This window comes from Paenibacillus sp. J22R67 (assembly GCF_059692175.1).
On record NZ_JCAUAX010000006.1, the window covers coordinates 450809 to 466491 of the forward strand.

A 15683-nucleotide genomic window follows, 5' to 3' on the forward strand; every position below is an offset into this window, starting at 1 on the left:
TGTGTGCGGAAGAAACCGTTAAATAGAAGAAACCGCATAGCTGAAAAAACCTCCAATTTCACACGTAGTGTGGGTTGGAGGTTTTTTGTGTTATCAGCAATGTGCGAAAAATTCCGCCATTATCGCGCAAATCGGCGTCCAACGATGTTTTGCATCGTTATGGATGCGCCGGCGTGGCTCATGTGCGATGCAACGATGTTTCTCATCGTTGCGGGTGCGAAAACCCCGCCATCCCCGCATAACTAGGGCATCTAACGATGTTTTGCATCGTTATAGATGCTTTCGGCGTGGCTCATGTGCGATGCAACGATGTTTCTCATCGTTACAGGTGCGAAAATCCTGCCATCCCCGCACGCAAGCGGCTTACAACCCACTAAGCTCAGTAAACTGCGCGATGAAATGTGCCAAATCATCGCAGACAAGGTCCGGCGTCACGCCCGCCGACGCCATCTGCTCGTGCACGTTATCCGCGGTTGCGACGCCGGTCAGCACGAGCGCCGTGCGACACCCCGACACCACGCCTCCGCGGATGTCGGTATGCACGTTATCGCCGATGACCCAAACATCGGCGGCAGGAAGACCGAGCCGCTCTATGGCGTAAGCCATGATGATCGGCGAGGGCTTCCCGATCACCACCGGCTCCACGCCGGAGGCGGCGGTGATCGAAGCGGCCAGGGAGCCCGCCCCTGGCATAAGCCCTCCATCCGACGGCAGCATGCGGTCGGGATTGGTTAACACATAGGTCGCGCCAGCCTTCAGGTGGCGGACCGCTTCAGTCAGCTTCGCGTAAGTGAAGCTGCGATCAATGCCTTGGACGACGTAATCCGGAGGCGTCGTCCCCTCTATGGCGAAGCCGGATGCCTCAAGGGCGATCCGCAGTCCGGCTTCGCCAACCATATGCACCCGGGTGCCCCCAGGCTGCTCGGTCAAGTACTTGGCGGCGGCCTGCGAGGAGGTATAGACCGCCGTCGCCGGCACTTCAATGCCTAGCTCTAGCAGATGCTCGGCGACCTGCTCAGGTGTACGGGACGAATTGTTCGTCACCAATAAGTAGGGCAAATGGTGCTGCTGCAACCACTGAATGAAAGTGGCTGCGTGTGGAATCGGTTCATGCCCCCGATATAGCGTACCATCCAAATCTATGAGAAAACCGTTCATGTTGCAGGCACTCCTTCGGTGATTTTGACTTGTGTGGAAGGAAGTGTAATTTCAACCGTCGTTCCTTCTTCCAGTTTGCTTTGAATTTCCATCATGCCCCCATGCGCCTCAATAATACGGTAACATACCATGAGGCCAAGCCCGGTACCTTTTTCCTTTGTACTATAGAAAGGTTCTCCCAGCTTGGGCAGCCGCTCCGGTGCAATACCACACCCTTGATCAATGAAACGGATGATAATGTTTTTCTTTATAGGGTCAGCTGCGGCCTCGATACGCATTAGTCCGCCCTCTTCCATGGACTCCAGTGCATTTTTTAAAATATTAATGAAAACCTGTTTAATTTGCCGTTCGTCACAAGTGACAGGAGGCAGACCCAGCTCAATATCGGCTTCAATTTGAATGTTATCCAATAACGCTTGAGGCTGGAGAAGCTCGATCGTGCTCATCACAATAGAGTCAACGGTTCGGATATCGAAATTGGTTGCTTGAGGCTTCGAGACGAACAGGAACTCATTCACGATAAACTCTATGCGCTGCAGCTCTTTTTGCATAATTTCTATGTAGTATTGCTCTTTTATACTTTTCGTTTTTAATAATTGAAGGAATCCCTTCAAGGCCGTCAATGGATTGCGGATTTCGTGCGCCACTCCAGCGGCTAGTTGACCTACAGCGGAAAGTTTATCCGACTTGATAAGCAGCTCCTGAGTCTTTTTTAATGCGGTAATATCTTTAAATGTAATAACGGTACCGAGGATGTGCCCTTTCTCCTCCAGGATGGGACTCGACATGAACTCGACAGGGAAAGCCGTGCCATCCTTTCTCCAGAACAGGTCCTCTTTCATAATGGGAGCATCCCGATTCAGAATCGTGTTCAGAATGGGACTTTCTTCGCGTGAAAAAGGAGTGCCATCGCTCTTCTCAGGCCGAATCAGATTATGAATTTGCCTGCCGAGCATTTCATCCACTTTCCAGCCGGTTATTGTTTCAGCAGCTTGATTCCAGAAGATCGTGCGGCCGCTCATATCAATCCCATAGATGCCTTCTGAGACGGAGTTGAGGATGAGTTGATTTTGCTTATAGAGTTTGTCGATGACTTTCTTCTGTTCTTTAACCTCTGTAAGGTCCTTGAGAATCGCGTAAATGCCTACGACTTGATCATCAATAATCGTCGGGACGAATGTCACGTTAGAAGGGATAGGAATCCCGCTTGCATGAATAAAAGCAGCTTCGAAATTTTGCGGCATCCCAGCGGAAGCCACTTGGAAATGATGCAAAGCTTTAAGCAAATCAGGCGGACTGATCATTGGAATAAAAGAAGTCGTGGAGTTCTCGCGCCCAAGACCGAGCAGGCTTTCAAGCCCATGGTTGGCTGACAGCACTTCACCGTCTAGGCTGAAAGAAATAATCGAGTCCGGATGGTTGTCGTATAGAGATTGGTAGCGCTCTGCGGTTTCCAGAATGGCCACTTCTTCTTTTTTGACTCTTCGGAGTCCGTACCAAGCCAGTCCAACGATTGTACCAAGAACGACGATATCAATGGTCAGCCGAATGAAATGGTGTTCGTCGACATAGGGAAGCTGATGAATAATAAAGAAGTCCGCACCTATTAGCAGCAGAGCGATAATATGATAGACAAGTGTAAGTTGATATAACGTGCCATGTTTAATTGTCGTTTTCTGTTTCATCATGGTTGCCTTTCAGCTCTCCTTTAAAAGGACGAACACCCTGCAAGCATAACAGGATTCGACACATATTTATATATTCTTCCAGATTACCTGCTGTATTTCCTGCTGATTAAGATCATTAAATCCAGATTCGACAATTTTAGTATGAAGGCAGGAAGAGTGTCTGTATGTGAGTATAAGGAACTATTTTATGAAAAAATACAGTATACTTGTCCTAGTATTTTAGGTATAATGTTGAAAAAGGTCGTTTTTCGTGGAACTTATTCACAAATGAGATCGGAGCGGAGCTATGAAGGCTGAGTACATTAATCCTTTTTTGGAGTCGGCTAGAATTGTCATCGAGCAGGTTGCTAACATTCGCCCAACTACAGGGCAGCTCGGCGTCAAAGACGTCAAATTTGTGGAAAAGTATATTTGGATCCAAATCGGGATGACCGGACAAATGGAAGGCGATATCGTATTCGGCTTGGCTGAGGACGTCGCTTTGAAGATGGTTTCCGCGATGATGGGCGGGTTTATAATTACGGAAATGGACGAAATGGGCAAGAGCGCTATATCGGAGCTAGGTAATATGATTAGCGGGAATGCGAGCACCATGTTATTTAATCAAGGAGTAAGAGTAGATATCACGCCTCCGAAGCTTGTTGAATCAGCGACAGCGGCTGGTTTTGTACCGAAGAAGGCGCTAACGATTCCTTTGATTATGGATAGCATTGGGGAACTGGACATTCAAGTGTTAATTACGTAATATGAATATTGGATTATAATGTTGTATACATAAGATTGAAGAAATGGAGTACTGCAAATAAGCGGTTCTCTTTTTTTTGTAACTTACTGGAATGGGGAGAAATGACGTTGAACATTTCGAACAAAATCGTCTTGATTACAGGTGCGTCAAGCGGCATCGGCGCTGTCATGGCACAACAGTTTGCGGCGTTGGGGGCGATTCCCATTTTAACAGCCCGCAGCACAGACAAGCTCGAGTCGATTGCGGCAGGCATTCAAGGCCAGCACGCTGTTTATGCGCTTGATGTTACGAACACGCAGCAAGTATATGACGTAGTTAGTCAGATTATGGCGAGGTTCGGTCGTATCGACATTTTGATCAACAATGCCGGTTATGGGATATTTGAGTCGTTTGCGGGCGCGCCGCTGGAACATTTTGAAAATATGATGAACGTGAATTACATGGGGGTTGTCCGCTGTACGCAAGCCGTATTGCCTCATATGTTGAAGGCAGGAAGCGGTCATATCGTGAACATTGCCTCCATGGCAGGGAAAATCGGTTCAGCCAAATCTACGGGCTATTCGGCAACGAAGCATGCCGTGCTTGGTTTCACGAACAGCTTGCGTCAGGAGCTAATGCGAAGCGGGATTTCTGTTACGGCGATTAATCCTGGGCCAATTTCCACGCCATTCTTCGATAAAGCAGATCCGAGCGGGAACTATGTTAAAAATGTCGCTTGGTTTATGCTCAAACCAGAGAAAGTTGTGAAAGAATTGATCCATGCCATAGAGAAAAAAATACCAGAGAAGAATCTCCCTTTTGTAGCAGGCGTTGGCATTAAGCTGTTTCACTTATTTCCGCGGCTGTTCGACCGTCTGGCATCGGGAATTTTAAATAAAAAATAAAGCGGGTCCCGGTCTATGGACTGGGAATCCGCTTTTTTCGTCGTTGAGCGAAGTTACTTGGGCTCAGGCTTTTTGGCTTGCAGTGCTTGGTTTAAATCACGAATCTCTTCGAAAATACGACGCACTTCCGCTTTGCTTTCGGGATGGGTTTGATTCCAATGCGAAGTAAGTGCCGGGAGCGATTTATGAACATGATTGAAAAATGCCCATACTTTTATTTTCTCAAGCATTTCAGGTGACGTATCTCCCGTAATGAGTTCTGCGGTTTTTAACACAAGAGCGTTGAATTCATTCTCAAAATCTGTATTCATAGTTTCATCCCTTCGGATGGAAAATAGTAAGACACTTCTAGTTTATCTGATGATCTGACAGCTGTCAAAATAGGGGGACCCATGTCCATAGTACAATTACAAGATGGTCAATTAATAGGCAGAGAGCAGATTCGCTGCTTTGTTAAGCATATTTCGTTATTTATTCTCACTTATGTAAGTCAGGGGTTGAAGGTGAAAGGGCTGCTAGCCGTTCCGGAAGGGACAAGCCCTCGGCCAGCTGTGATTTATTGTCGGGGTGGGATTAAGCGCGTTGGCATGGTTCGGAAAAGGCGAATTATATCCATGGCTAGGCGTGGTTATGTCGTCTTTGCTCCTTATTATAGAGGGAATGAAGGCGGTGAAGGGCGTGAGGATTTTGGCGGGGAAGACAGGTATGATCTAATTCACGCGATCCCCATGGTTCAGTCTTTAGAGGAAGTGCAACCAGGACCTGTATCCTTAATCGGGTTTTCACGCGGAGCCGTTATGGCGATGCGCGCGGCAAGAGAGTGCAGCGGGGTAGGTCCTGTTGTTGTTTGGGGAGGTGTGAGCGACATGCTCGACACGTATGAGCAGCGCGTTGACCTGCGGCGGATGCTAAAACGTGTTGTCGGTCATCCGAAGAAACAAATTGAAGCCTACGTGGAGCGGTCTCCAGCGTACTGGGTTCACGAAATCGACACACCTATCTATATTATTCATGGCACTTTAGATTCACAAGTGGATATCAGTCACGCCAAGAAATTGGCTGCCGCCCTGGAACAAGCAGGTAAATCTTACACAATGGCGCTGTTTGCAGGATTGGACCACCGTTTTCCTCGCAAAGAAGATGAGAAGGCACTTGATGACGTTTTTGCCTGGCTGCGCGAAAAAAACCAACATAAGCACTAAGTGGGTTTTATTACCATATTACTTTGTTTTTATTGTTGTTTACTCCCTAGCTTTGCCCTAAAATAAGGGTAAGAAACAGATTTGTTTTTTACCTGGTTGGCTAGGGGGCGTTTATTTCGAAGTCGCTCAGACTGTTATTTAGCAGTGATTTTTACACTTTAGAGAAGAGCGTGCAGGAACAGATATATCATGAGTTCTATCTCCTTGTCTATCCGATGATTTATTTTATACTTAGGGATCATGCGGCCGTGGAGGATATTATTCAAGAGTCTTTTCTTCGGGCTGTGCGGAAAGCGCCGCTGCTTCAGGATATTGATAAATATGAAAGTTGGGTCAAGAAGCTGACCCGGAATGTAACGCTGAATCACCTTCGCAAGCACAAACGCAACAGAGATGAACTAGAAACGGAACTTATGCTGTGCATCAAGGAAACAGCACCTACCTCGGATTATTTGGGTTCCCTGGATCAAGAAGTCGAGCTGAAGCTCATGCGGGAAGCCATCATATCTTATATTAATCAACTCACTCCTTCCTACCGTCAAATTATTGCAATGAAATGGATACATAATTTATCTTACAGGGATATGGCGATTGAATTAGGGGTTACGGAAGGTGTTGTGCGGCAGCGGTTGTTCCGGGCAAGAGATGTCATCAAGCAGAAGCTGTTAGAAGAATGGGGAACGGGGAAATAAGAGTCCATGAGGACTCTTATTTCTGCTTATATAGAGGAGGAATGGGCAGTTTATTGGTGGCTTTTTCAAAGTACTGATTTGTATCGATATACGGCGTGGCATATAATAAGGACATTAGGTTGAATGAGAAAAGGGGTTTACGTCATTGAGTACAAGCTTTGAACAACTGCAAATCGCACAAACTTATTTAGATAAATTGAAAGAACTGGGTATTGGTGACCCAACGCCGATTCAGGCAGAAGCAATTCCAGTTTTGAAACAAGGCAGCGATGCAATCATTCAGTCGCAGACAGGTACGGGCAAAACGTTAGCGTATTTGCTGCCGGCACTAGAACAAATCGATCCAACGCAGAAACAGCTGCAGGTTCTAGTTGTTGTTCCAACCAGGGAACTGGGTATGCAAATCATGCAGGAAATTGAAAAATTAACGGCTGACGGCCCGATTCGTTCGCAGTCTTTGATTGGCGGAGCGGCTGTGGTCAGACAAGTCGAGAAGCTTCGACTGCACCCTCATATTGTTGTGGGAACTCCAGGGCGCTTGCTTGAGCTTATGAAAATAAAGAAACTGACTTTGCACCATGTGAAAGTCGGTGTCATTGATGAAGTGGATCAAGTCTTCGAACTTGGTTCTATGCAAGATGTGGAGTCTGTTCTAAAAGGAATGCTGAAGTCCAGCCAAAAGGTGTTCGTGTCTGCGACAATTCCGCAAAGCACCGAACAAGCGGCAGGTAGATGGTTGAAGGAGCCTGTCATTATTAAAATCAACCCAAGCCAGCGCACTGCGGAAACGCTAGAGCATATGTACGTGCTCTGCCAAGAGCGCGAAAAGGTGGATACGCTTCGAAGACTTGTACGTTTAATTAAACCGAAGTCTGCGATTGTATTTATCAATGTCACAGATGATATCGCTCAAGTCGTAGCTAAGCTGCAGTATGTTGGATTATCTATTGAGGCTTTGTACGGAGAAGCTAGCAAACAAGATAGGGCTAAAGTAATGGGGAATTTCCGGGAAGGGAAATTCCAACTGCTGCTGGCAACGGATGTTGCAGCAAGAGGGCTTGATATAGAAGGCGTGACTCACGTTTTCCACTTGGATCCTGCCACTAACGCGGAGTACTATCTCCACCGCGTAGGCAGGACTGGTCGGATGGGCCGCGAGGGCACGACCATTTCTATCGTGACCCCGAAGGAGCAGTTCATTCTCGATAAATTCGAGAAGCAGCTCGGTATCACGATCGAGCCGAAGGCGATGTACGAGGGCCGGCTCGTCGATCCAGCCCAGGATCGCAGTGCGGCTACAATGCGCAGCCGCCGTGAAGCTGCTCGCCCGCGGGATGCAGCACCTGTGCGCAGCGGCTCCGCCGGCTCGCACTATGCTGCCGCGCCTGCGGGCGCGGTGCGCACTAGCGCGCCTGCGACGGACGCGCGCGAATCAAACGCTAGCCCGGCGAAGCCGGCAGCGCCGAAGCACACGGCCGCCGGGGGCAAGGCCGTGAGTAAAGCCCAGCGCGAGCGGGATCGCAAGAGCAAGGGTGCTCCCCGCTGGCTGAAGGAAAAGCAGCAGAACAAAGAGTAGCCGTAATTTGCATCTGCAATTGTACGGCTTGCCGAATCTATCTTCTGCGGGGTGTTGAAGCGTGCTGAAAAAACGATTTATTTTTCTCATCGTGGTTATCCTTATCCTTGCAGCCGCCATGGTGATGTTCATCCGGCACATCCAACCTACTGAAGATCTAGACTTGAATTATCAAGAAATTTCAATTGCCAGTAAAATCGCGGACATTGTCAAGAACCGGAAGCTCGAGGTTCAGATAACGGAGCAAGATTTGAACAATCTTGTGAAAAAACAGCTATCTGCCCATCAAAATCTGCCTAACGGTGTTCGAATCGAAGGGGCTAAACTTACTTTACAGGGCAGCAACCTCGTGGCTGACGTCAATGTTAGATGGCAGGACAAGGTGCCAGTCGGAGCCCAATTGCTTTTTACACTAGCATGGGATCCGCCGAATGTGGTCATTCAGCATCAGAGCACGATGGTTAGAGGCATACAAGTCCCAAAGGAATGGCTTCAGTTTGCTCCGATGGAGCTCTCAATTGAGGATCACTTGCCGCTTCTTGTAGGGGTAAAGGATGTACGGTTCGAGGAGAAAGCCGTCCTCATTCAATTGAAGGCTCTACGATAATGGCGTGTATAATTAAATAAGGAGCTAAGCGGTATGGGCGCTTAGCTCCTTTGTTTTTTGTATACGCTTTTCCTGATGGATGCTTTCTCTCCTGCAACGATGAGAAACATCGTAACAGGAGAGAAAGTGACTGCAGAGGCAGCAGCAACGATGTAAAACATCGTTAGAAGCCTGAGTAGAGCGTTGATCCCCTGCTTATTCAGCTGTAACGATGAGAAACATCGTTACAGGAGAGAAAGTGACTGCAGAGGCAGCAGCAACGATGTAAAATATCGTTAGAAGCCTGAGTAGAGCGTTGATCCCTTGCTTATTCTGCTGTAACGATGAGAAACATCGTTACAGAAAGTGCTCTCTTTTTAACTCGAAGTCTGAAGTTTCCACCTGCGGGAATAGAGAACAACTCCGAAAACCACACACATGCCAATTAACACAAACCAAATCGAAAAGCCAACTTGAAACTTATCCATCCCCCAACCAACACCTAACGGTAGGACGGATCCGCCCAAACCACCTGCTGCGATAAGCGTGCTTGTTGTTTGCTCTGTGCGTCCCGGGAGTAATTGATTGGCATAAATAAGAGCTACAGCGAACATCCCTGACATGAAGAGTCCAAGTAACAGAACAACTGCGAAGCTGCTCCATAACTGCGTGCTGAACAACCATAAAAAGACGGTTATCAAGCTGCCGCCAAAAGCGACGGCCAAATAGCGGAAATAAGTCATTTTTTCAGCAAGCACGCCAGCAAATAGACGTCCAGCCACCATGGCGATCCAATACGCTGTTACCGCCAAAGTGGACACAGAGCTTGTGGTATGCATTTGATCGATAAAGATCGAAGGCAGGAAATTAACTATTGTATTTTCCATCCCTACATAGAGGAAGAAAACAAGCATGAACAGAATCAGGAAAGTTAAGGAACTCCTTGTCAGAGCTGGAGGCTTAATGTCTGGCTGCGTTCTGTCGGCTTTGTGAGCTAACAACTCGTCATGTTCGCCCAAGGAAAGCTTCGACCAGATGAGACCTGTGGCAAGCGCGCTTATCCCGAGCAGCATAAATCCATATTTCCATAACCCGTTGGCAATCAAAATACTGGATATAATCGGCATAAATAAAGCGCCAAGTCCGAAGAAAACTTCGAGCGTGCTGAAAGCCGAGGCTTGCTTATCTTTGGCAGCCATTAACACGAAGGTTGAAATGCTCGCTTCTACGAGTCCGAAAGCCATACCGGCTATGAATGTTAAGCTCACGGCCAGAGACCAAGGGGGCAGCATGACAATCGTAATCATAGCTAAAAAGAGTAGTCCAAAAGCCATCGTAATCGTGCTTCGACGGCTGAAGCGGCGGCTGAACGCGGGCATGCTGAGCACACCAAGCAAGAATCCGCCGAATTCAAGGAATACCAGCATTCCGCCATCGCTGTAGCTGCGTCCATAATGGGTGAGCAACTCGGGTAATACAGCGCCAAAAATAACATGGGTGCAGCCTGTTAATAAATAGGACAGGCAGCCCATAATCAACAATCTTCTCATAAAATAGTGCTTCCTTTTTGCTGGCTCAAATATTTTTCGTTATAGGCAAATACATGATCAATGGCTTCAGCTACAGATTCAACCTGATAGTTTGCTTTTTGTTTGACTTCAGGATGAGCGCCTCTCATTGCAAAACTGTGCGGCGTAATCCCGAACATGGATACATCGTTGAAGGAATCACCGATACAGGCAACTTCCTCAGGTTTTAGACCCAACTGCGCTATGAGGACTAGAATGGAGTTCCCTTTAGAAACTTGACTCGGCATAATGTCCAAGCAATCTTTGTCGGAGATGAACAGTTCGACTTGATCGCCCAATTTTTCCTCGATTAATGCCTTAAGTGTAAGAAGAATATGAATATCTCCGAATGTAGATATCTTACAAATAGGAAGTTCAACTTTCAACGACTGCTCAATGTCCTCTTTTATAATAAAAGGTCGGAATGTTCGGGACTGGACATCGTCAGAAGCGGGAGTCAAATGTGTGATGTAATTGGCTTCACCTGAGCAAACAATCTTCACGAGGTCAAAATCTCTCAGCAATTGATAGGCTTGATAAGCTAGTTCAGGTTCAAATAGCTGGGATTTCAGGAATGAGCCATCCTCCAGATGGATGAATGCGCCATTTTGCGATACGGAGTAGGCCCGATGACCAATTTCCTCAAGCACTTGCTGCATTTCCACATTCATTCTTCCTGACGCCAGGCAAAGCAGCATATCGGCTTCTTTCACCTTTTTCAACGCATCCTGCTCTCTTGGACTAACTTTCTTGCTGTGATCGAGCAAAGTACCATCCAAATCACTTACGATAAGCTTAATCATCTAAGTCATCTCCTTCTGCCAATACGATTTCAACTTCACTTGCCAGTAATTTGTCTTTCATTTCCGGACTTAAAGCTTGGTCTGTGACTAGGATATCGATGCTTTCAAAACCGACCACACGATGGAACAACCGCTTACCGAATTTAGAGTGATCTGCCAAAACGATGACCTGATCCGCATGTTGGATCATCGCACGAACTAAATAGCTATCCTCTTCGTTAGGGGCTGACAGCCCTTCCTCTGTAATTCCGCAGGTCCCGATCAGAAGCTTATCGACATGGTAATCATTTAACATTTCGATAGCTTTCGCACCGTATACGCTATGGTGTTTACTATCCAACACGCCGCCTAGAATATGGATCGTTGTTTCGTCTTTACGGGTTAAAATAGCAGCAATTTCTATAGAACTTGTAACCACAACATTATGTTTGGATGTTAGCGCTGTTGCAGCGTGTAGAACGGTGGTGGAGGCATCCATCATGATATAGTCGCCGTCCTGAATGAGTCCGGCAGCTGTTTTCCCGATGGTTAGCTTGGATGATGATTCTGCTTGGAGCCGTTGCTCATAATTGCCAACTTCCTTGTAAAGTGTGGGGAGGATGGCGCCTCCGCGTGTCCGCACAATACGGCCTTGCTCTTCAAGTTTTACCATGTCACGCCTAGCGGTATCTCGTGAAACATCGTACAGCTCACATATCAAGTCAACTGAAATGCGCTTATTTGATTTTAAGTAATCGATGATAGATATGAGTCTTTCTTCTTGAAACAAAGCTTTTCACTCCTTTCGCGTAAGTGTTTATAAGTAAACTTAAGTATATCGCTTATTATATGGCGGCAGATTCGTTTTTTCAACTACTTTCTAAATTAAATTTTCGTAAAAAAAACCGCACAATCGCTCGAAGAACGAATGCACGGGTTTGGTTATTTCACAGCTGTTTTTTTGCGAGTTTGCACGTAGCTAGGATAAGTAATTTCCCCTGTATCAAGTTTTCTAATCTCTTCTTCGTTCCAACCGCTGATTTTGTTGGTGCCGGTTACCCCGGTTAGCTTGATTTGATAGTGAGCAGCTAAGTACTGCTGTAACTTGGTCATTTCTTCGGGCATGATCTCTCTTAGCTTTTGTTTACCATGCAATTGACCCAATATGATTCCGATGGATTCAGCAGCCAGACTCGTATTTGGTTGAATTCTTGTGCTGCCGTATGCAATTGCTGAGGAGCCAACATTTTTCCCGGCGGCAATGACATTGTCGTAATTTTTTAATAAAAAACTGCGCAGCGGCATGCCGTATTTATCTGGACGTCCCATTTCAATGCCCCACTTGTTGGCGCTAGTGCCCTGCAGATCGAGTGGGTATCCGCCGATGCTGACATTATCCCAGAACATGGCGCCAGAAAGCAGGTCAGACGGCTTTAATACGTAATCCATTTCGTAGTGATTATATTCCCTTACATAAGGGTAGGTTGGCAATTCCCCAAGTTCAGCATGCTCCCAACCCGGTAAGGTTTTGCGGAAATGTCCCAGAATGGATGCCGTCTCTTTGTTGCCTAGCGTAACAGCATCTTGGATGGATTCGGGTTTGGATGGGTCAACGGTATACACAAGAAGGGCGTTGATCAAAACTTCTCCATCTCTTTGATTCACTGCATTTAAACCTCTTAGAAATACGCGATCATTGGAAGGATGATAGGCTTTTGTCATACCGCTTAGCCCGATCGCATAGCTGTCATTGACAGAACCGCCGCCAAATTGTTTGGATTTCTCTTCAGGTTTTAACGCGTTGAAAGTTGTATTGAACTTTTTCCAATCGACATGTTTGAACTTCATCATCATACCGGCGCTCATGTATTCGATGTCTTTTTGCCCATAGAACTTTTCTAGTCCAGGTAATCTCTTGGCATCTAGTCGTGAGATGAGTGCGGCGTAATCACTATTTTCGACCCAGTAGCTGGCGGTGATCTTCTTTTTTTCATTCTTGTCCGTCGTGTAAACAATAGAAGCAACTTTGTGCATGCTGTCTGGCGTGTTGTTTTGCTCAATCTCATTTAAGATAACGCCCGATTCGACAGGGATGTTTTTTACTAGTTTATCCATATAAGTTGAAAATTCGGAAAGCTTGCGGATTTTAGCATTCCGGAAGCCGTCGAATAATTCTTTAGCTCGTCCCTGCACTAATAAATGACCTTGATCGTCGCGCGTTTCATCTAGAAACAACATTTGACTCTGAAGGATTTGGCCGCCAAAAGCTTTATGAGGATCCAATACTTTAACGTTCAAGCCTTCGTCTGCCGCCGCCCTTGCTAAGTAGAGACCTTCTAGCTCACTACCAATCACAACTACGTCAACTTGCTCTGAAGGATACGTATTTTTGGTTTCAACGGCCGGTGTCGGAGTGGCTTCACTAAGAGGAGGAGGATCCTGATGCGTATTTGTTGGGACTGCAACAACAGCAGGTTCCACAGTTGCTTGCTTGAGCCCGATTTTGCTATAAGAAAAGACTGACAATGCAATTAGAACAACGGCTAGAGCAATAACGAGCTGAACTCTGGGATTACGTAAACGCATACATGAGCTCCTTTAGCGGTAGTGTTTTATCTCGTTTAGTTTAGCAGTTTCATAGGGGATTTAATAGACTCGACAATTTGATATTTTAATTCATTCCCAGTACGACCCCCCAAAACAATTCCTCAAGGGCGAATCCTTGTATCATAACCAGGAACCCTTCGCGAAGGCTCCACATTATTTATACCAATCATATGAATAAGGGAGAGGGAACTTGATATGAAAAAGGACCTAATGAAGAAAGCTGTAGCAACAGGACTTGTACTAACAATGGTAATGGGAGGCGCTTCTGCAGCGTTTGCCAAAGGGAATGACCATGATGATCGTGGTAAAGGAAACAATAACAACAATAATAATAGCTATAATAGCTCTTTTAATATTGGTAAAAATGATGTGAAGGGCAACGTTCAAATTCGCATCAACTTCGATGATCTAAAAGGCGCTCAATGGGCGATGCGTTACATAGCAAGCTTGGCATCCAAACAAGTATTTGAAGGATACGAAGATGGTACGTTCAAACCAGATAAATCCGTATCCCGTATTGAAGCGATTACAGCTGCGGTGAGATTGATGGGATTGCGTGAGCAAGCGGAATCTGCAACTGAAATGGCTACCAAACTAAACTTCAAAGATGCGGACAAAATCCCTGCATGGGCAGTAGGATATGTAGCCGTAGCACTTGAAAACGATCTATTCACAGAAAACGATAGCTCCGTTGAACCTTCTAAAGAAGCAGATCGCCTATGGGCAACTACGCTGCTAGTGAAAGCTCTGAAACTAGAGTCCGAAGCTAAAGCGAAAATGAACACACAACTTACTTTTAAAGATGCTAAACAAATCCCTGCTGGATCTGTAGGATATGTTGCTGTAGCTATCGAAAAAGGCCTTGTTGATGGCTTTGAAGATAACACATTCAAACCAAACCAAAGCGTAACTCGTGCACAATTGGCAGCTCTATTGGATCGTACAGGCGAGCAAATGCCTGATGACCAAAACTCCACGACTGGAACTGTGAACGCAGTTGTATACAACAATGTGCTCCCAGTAACGAAAGCAGGAGTTACAACTAACTATGTCCTTCACCCAGATGCTTTCATTTTGCGCAATGGTGTGAAAGTAGCTGCTTCCGCGCTTCAAGTAGGCGATGAAGTGAAAGTTCGTTCTTTCAATAATCAAGTTGTCTTCGTAGAAGTTACTAAGCTGGCGAATGCTAACCAAAGCTTCGATGTTGTAGGTACATTAAATGGAACAACTGTAGATGGGCAAGGTAAAATCACTACAATTTCTATTACTCAAAATATCAATGGCGTCAGCCAAACTACGGTTTATAACGTAGCAACTAATGTCACTTTGACAGGCAATGTTGGTTCATTTACACCAAACCGTGTTGTTGAGCTTAAAGGACAAAACCAAGTTGTTACTACTATTGATGTAAAATAAAAGAGAAAAATTAGAGAGATATAAAAAAGGTGAATATTCATAACAGGCTCCTTGCTTCTTACAGCAGGGAGCCTGTTGTGCTTTCATGCCGTATAAAGTTGCTTTCCTTGTGGGAAACTGTTCTTTATCTTGAAAGGAGTGGCATGAATATGAACGAAACACTTATGGAGACATTCAAAAGATACTACGCCGACTATAGAGCTGCGGCCAATGTGGAGCAAAGCTTCACGGATGCTTACCAAGCCATCGCTTATCATGTAATTGAGCAAACAGATCATCTAGCCCAGAGTGGCAACTTGGAAGGCATTCAGAATATGGTCCGAGAGTTTAAAGAGATTGGCTTATGCATAGCTCCTAGTAATGATGCTCTCAAAGAGCGCTTTGAACAGGAATTAGTAGAAGGTATGCTAAATCACGGACATTCCTAAAAAAATGTAGATTAGAGTTGCATTATTTTGATCACCGTGGTATATTGTCTTTCCGGCCAAAACGAGCTGAAAACTTTATCGAATAATGTAAAAATAAAGCTTGCATCTGATTGGTTGAATATGCTATATTGTAATTCCGGCCGCGAGAGTGGGACGGAATGAGAAAGAAATTGATCTTTGAAAACTGAACAACGAGTGAGTAAGCACGAATGAGAAATCGTTCAAAAATAGAGATTATTTTAATCTCGCTAGCAAGTCAATGAGTACAATTAAGCTTAAAATATGGGCCCCGGAAAAGTAATCGGAATTCTCTTCGGAGGTTAACGTCACTTTTTTGGGTAACTTTATGGA

Annotated in this window: 16 protein-coding genes; 9 read left to right on the top strand and 7 right to left on the bottom strand. The window is 45.8% G+C overall.

The window, feature by feature from the left end; all coding sequences use genetic code 11:
• Nucleotides 1–87: 87 nt before the first annotated feature.
• Nucleotides 88–246 (top strand): hypothetical protein, encoded by a 159-nt coding sequence (locus tag AC58VC_RS24105; RefSeq protein ID WP_497372092.1) that lies wholly within the window; start codon nt 88–90, stop codon nt 244–246.
• Between the two features lie 117 nt (nt 247–363).
• Here the strand turns inward: AC58VC_RS24105 and AC58VC_RS24110 are convergent, their stop codons facing one another.
• Both AC58VC_RS24110 and AC58VC_RS24115 read right to left on the bottom strand, forming a co-directional pair.
• Nucleotides 364–1158, bottom strand: a complete 795-nt coding sequence (locus tag AC58VC_RS24110) for a TIGR01457 family HAD-type hydrolase (RefSeq protein WP_497372094.1) — start codon at nt 1156–1158, stop codon at nt 364–366.
• Nucleotides 1155–2846: a PAS domain-containing sensor histidine kinase gene (locus AC58VC_RS24115; RefSeq protein ID WP_497372096.1), complete on the bottom strand. Its 1692-nt coding sequence runs from the start codon at nt 2844–2846 to the stop codon at nt 1155–1157. Before AC58VC_RS24115 ends, AC58VC_RS24110 begins: the two co-directional genes overlap by 4 nt.
• 286 nt (nt 2847–3132) lie before the next feature.
• On the opposite strand from AC58VC_RS24115, the gene AC58VC_RS24120 reads away from it, so the two are divergent.
• Together AC58VC_RS24120 and AC58VC_RS24125 are read left to right on the top strand one after the other, a co-directional pair.
• The gene (locus tag AC58VC_RS24120) at nt 3133–3591 is read left to right on the top strand and encodes a chemotaxis protein CheX (RefSeq protein WP_497372098.1); all 459 of its coding nucleotides are present in this window, start codon (nt 3133–3135) and stop codon (nt 3589–3591) included.
• Between the two features lie 107 nt (nt 3592–3698).
• Nucleotides 3699–4475, top strand: coding sequence for an SDR family NAD(P)-dependent oxidoreductase (locus AC58VC_RS24125; protein WP_497372100.1), 777 nt, complete (start codon nt 3699–3701; stop codon nt 4473–4475).
• A 53-nt stretch (nt 4476–4528) separates the two neighbouring features.
• Here the strand turns inward: AC58VC_RS24125 and AC58VC_RS24130 are convergent, their stop codons facing one another.
• A complete protein-coding gene (locus AC58VC_RS24130; protein WP_497372102.1) occupies nt 4529–4786 on the bottom strand; it encodes a DUF2573 family protein in 258 nt (85 codons plus the stop codon).
• A gap of 81 nt (nt 4787–4867) precedes the next feature.
• On the opposite strand from AC58VC_RS24130, the gene AC58VC_RS24135 reads away from it, so the two are divergent.
• From AC58VC_RS24135 to AC58VC_RS24150, 4 genes are all read left to right on the top strand, one after another.
• Entirely contained in the window at nt 4868–5677 is an 810-nt protein-coding gene (locus AC58VC_RS24135; RefSeq protein ID WP_497372104.1) for an alpha/beta hydrolase family protein, read from the top strand.
• A 170-nt stretch (nt 5678–5847) separates the two neighbouring features.
• Nucleotides 5848–6369, top strand: coding sequence for an RNA polymerase sigma factor (locus tag AC58VC_RS24140; RefSeq protein WP_497372106.1), 522 nt, complete (start codon nt 5848–5850; stop codon nt 6367–6369).
• Nucleotides 6370–6514: 145 nt separating this feature from the next.
• Nucleotides 6515–7945 carry a DEAD/DEAH box helicase gene (locus AC58VC_RS24145; RefSeq protein WP_497372108.1) on the top strand — a complete coding sequence of 477 codons (1431 nt, stop codon included), beginning with the start codon at nt 6515–6517 and terminating at the stop codon, nt 7943–7945.
• A 61-nt stretch (nt 7946–8006) separates the two neighbouring features.
• Nucleotides 8007–8552, top strand: a complete 546-nt coding sequence (locus AC58VC_RS24150) for a hypothetical protein (RefSeq protein WP_497372110.1) — start codon at nt 8007–8009, stop codon at nt 8550–8552.
• Between the two features lie 356 nt (nt 8553–8908).
• Here AC58VC_RS24150 and AC58VC_RS24155 read toward each other — a convergent pair whose 3' ends face one another.
• The 4 genes from AC58VC_RS24155 to AC58VC_RS24170 form a co-directional block, all read right to left on the bottom strand.
• Nucleotides 8909–10081: an MFS transporter gene (locus AC58VC_RS24155; protein WP_497372112.1), complete on the bottom strand. Its 1173-nt coding sequence runs from the start codon at nt 10079–10081 to the stop codon at nt 8909–8911.
• Entirely contained in the window at nt 10078–10902 is an 825-nt protein-coding gene (locus tag AC58VC_RS24160; RefSeq protein WP_497372114.1) for an HAD family hydrolase, read from the bottom strand. Before AC58VC_RS24160 ends, AC58VC_RS24155 begins: the two co-directional genes overlap by 4 nt.
• Nucleotides 10895–11671, bottom strand: coding sequence for a DeoR/GlpR family DNA-binding transcription regulator (locus AC58VC_RS24165; protein ID WP_497372116.1), 777 nt, complete (start codon nt 11669–11671; stop codon nt 10895–10897). The genes AC58VC_RS24160 and AC58VC_RS24165 overlap by 8 nt, the downstream gene beginning before the upstream one ends.
• A gap of 152 nt (nt 11672–11823) precedes the next feature.
• Entirely contained in the window at nt 11824–13467 is a 1644-nt protein-coding gene (locus AC58VC_RS24170; RefSeq protein ID WP_497372118.1) for an FAD-dependent oxidoreductase, read from the bottom strand.
• 216 nt (nt 13468–13683) lie between these two features.
• Between AC58VC_RS24170 and AC58VC_RS24175 the strand changes: the two genes are divergently transcribed.
• The gene (locus AC58VC_RS24175) at nt 13684–14904 is read left to right on the top strand and encodes an S-layer homology domain-containing protein (RefSeq protein ID WP_497372120.1); all 1221 of its coding nucleotides are present in this window, start codon (nt 13684–13686) and stop codon (nt 14902–14904) included.
• A 149-nt stretch (nt 14905–15053) separates the two neighbouring features.
• Nucleotides 15054–15332: a hypothetical protein gene (locus AC58VC_RS24180; protein ID WP_497372122.1), complete on the top strand. Its 279-nt coding sequence runs from the start codon at nt 15054–15056 to the stop codon at nt 15330–15332.
• Nucleotides 15333–15683 lie beyond the last annotated feature (351 nt).

What these genes read in the sequence shown, in the direction of transcription:
- AC58VC_RS24110 (WP_497372094.1), bottom strand. Translation starts at nt 1,158, where the DNA reads ATGAACGGTTTTCTCATAGATTTGGATGGTACGCTATATCGGGGGCAT.
- AC58VC_RS24115 (WP_497372096.1), bottom strand. Translation starts at nt 2,846, where the DNA reads ATGATGAAACAGAAAACGACAATTAAACATGGCACGTTATATCAACTT.
- AC58VC_RS24120 (WP_497372098.1), top strand. Translation starts at nt 3,133, where the DNA reads ATGAAGGCTGAGTACATTAATCCTTTTTTGGAGTCGGCTAGAATTGTC.
- AC58VC_RS24130 (WP_497372102.1), bottom strand. Translation starts at nt 4,786, where the DNA reads ATGAATACAGATTTTGAGAATGAATTCAACGCTCTTGTGTTAAAAACC.
- AC58VC_RS24135 (WP_497372104.1), top strand. Translation starts at nt 4,868, where the DNA reads ATGTCCATAGTACAATTACAAGATGGTCAATTAATAGGCAGAGAGCAG.
- AC58VC_RS24155 (WP_497372112.1), bottom strand. Translation starts at nt 10,081, where the DNA reads ATGAGAAGATTGTTGATTATGGGCTGCCTGTCCTATTTATTAACAGGC.
- AC58VC_RS24160 (WP_497372114.1), bottom strand. Translation starts at nt 10,902, where the DNA reads ATGATTAAGCTTATCGTAAGTGATTTGGATGGTACTTTGCTCGATCAC.
- AC58VC_RS24170 (WP_497372118.1), bottom strand. Translation starts at nt 13,467, where the DNA reads ATGCGTTTACGTAATCCCAGAGTTCAGCTCGTTATTGCTCTAGCCGTT.
- AC58VC_RS24175 (WP_497372120.1), top strand. Translation starts at nt 13,684, where the DNA reads ATGAAAAAGGACCTAATGAAGAAAGCTGTAGCAACAGGACTTGTACTA.
- AC58VC_RS24180 (WP_497372122.1), top strand. Translation starts at nt 15,054, where the DNA reads ATGAACGAAACACTTATGGAGACATTCAAAAGATACTACGCCGACTAT.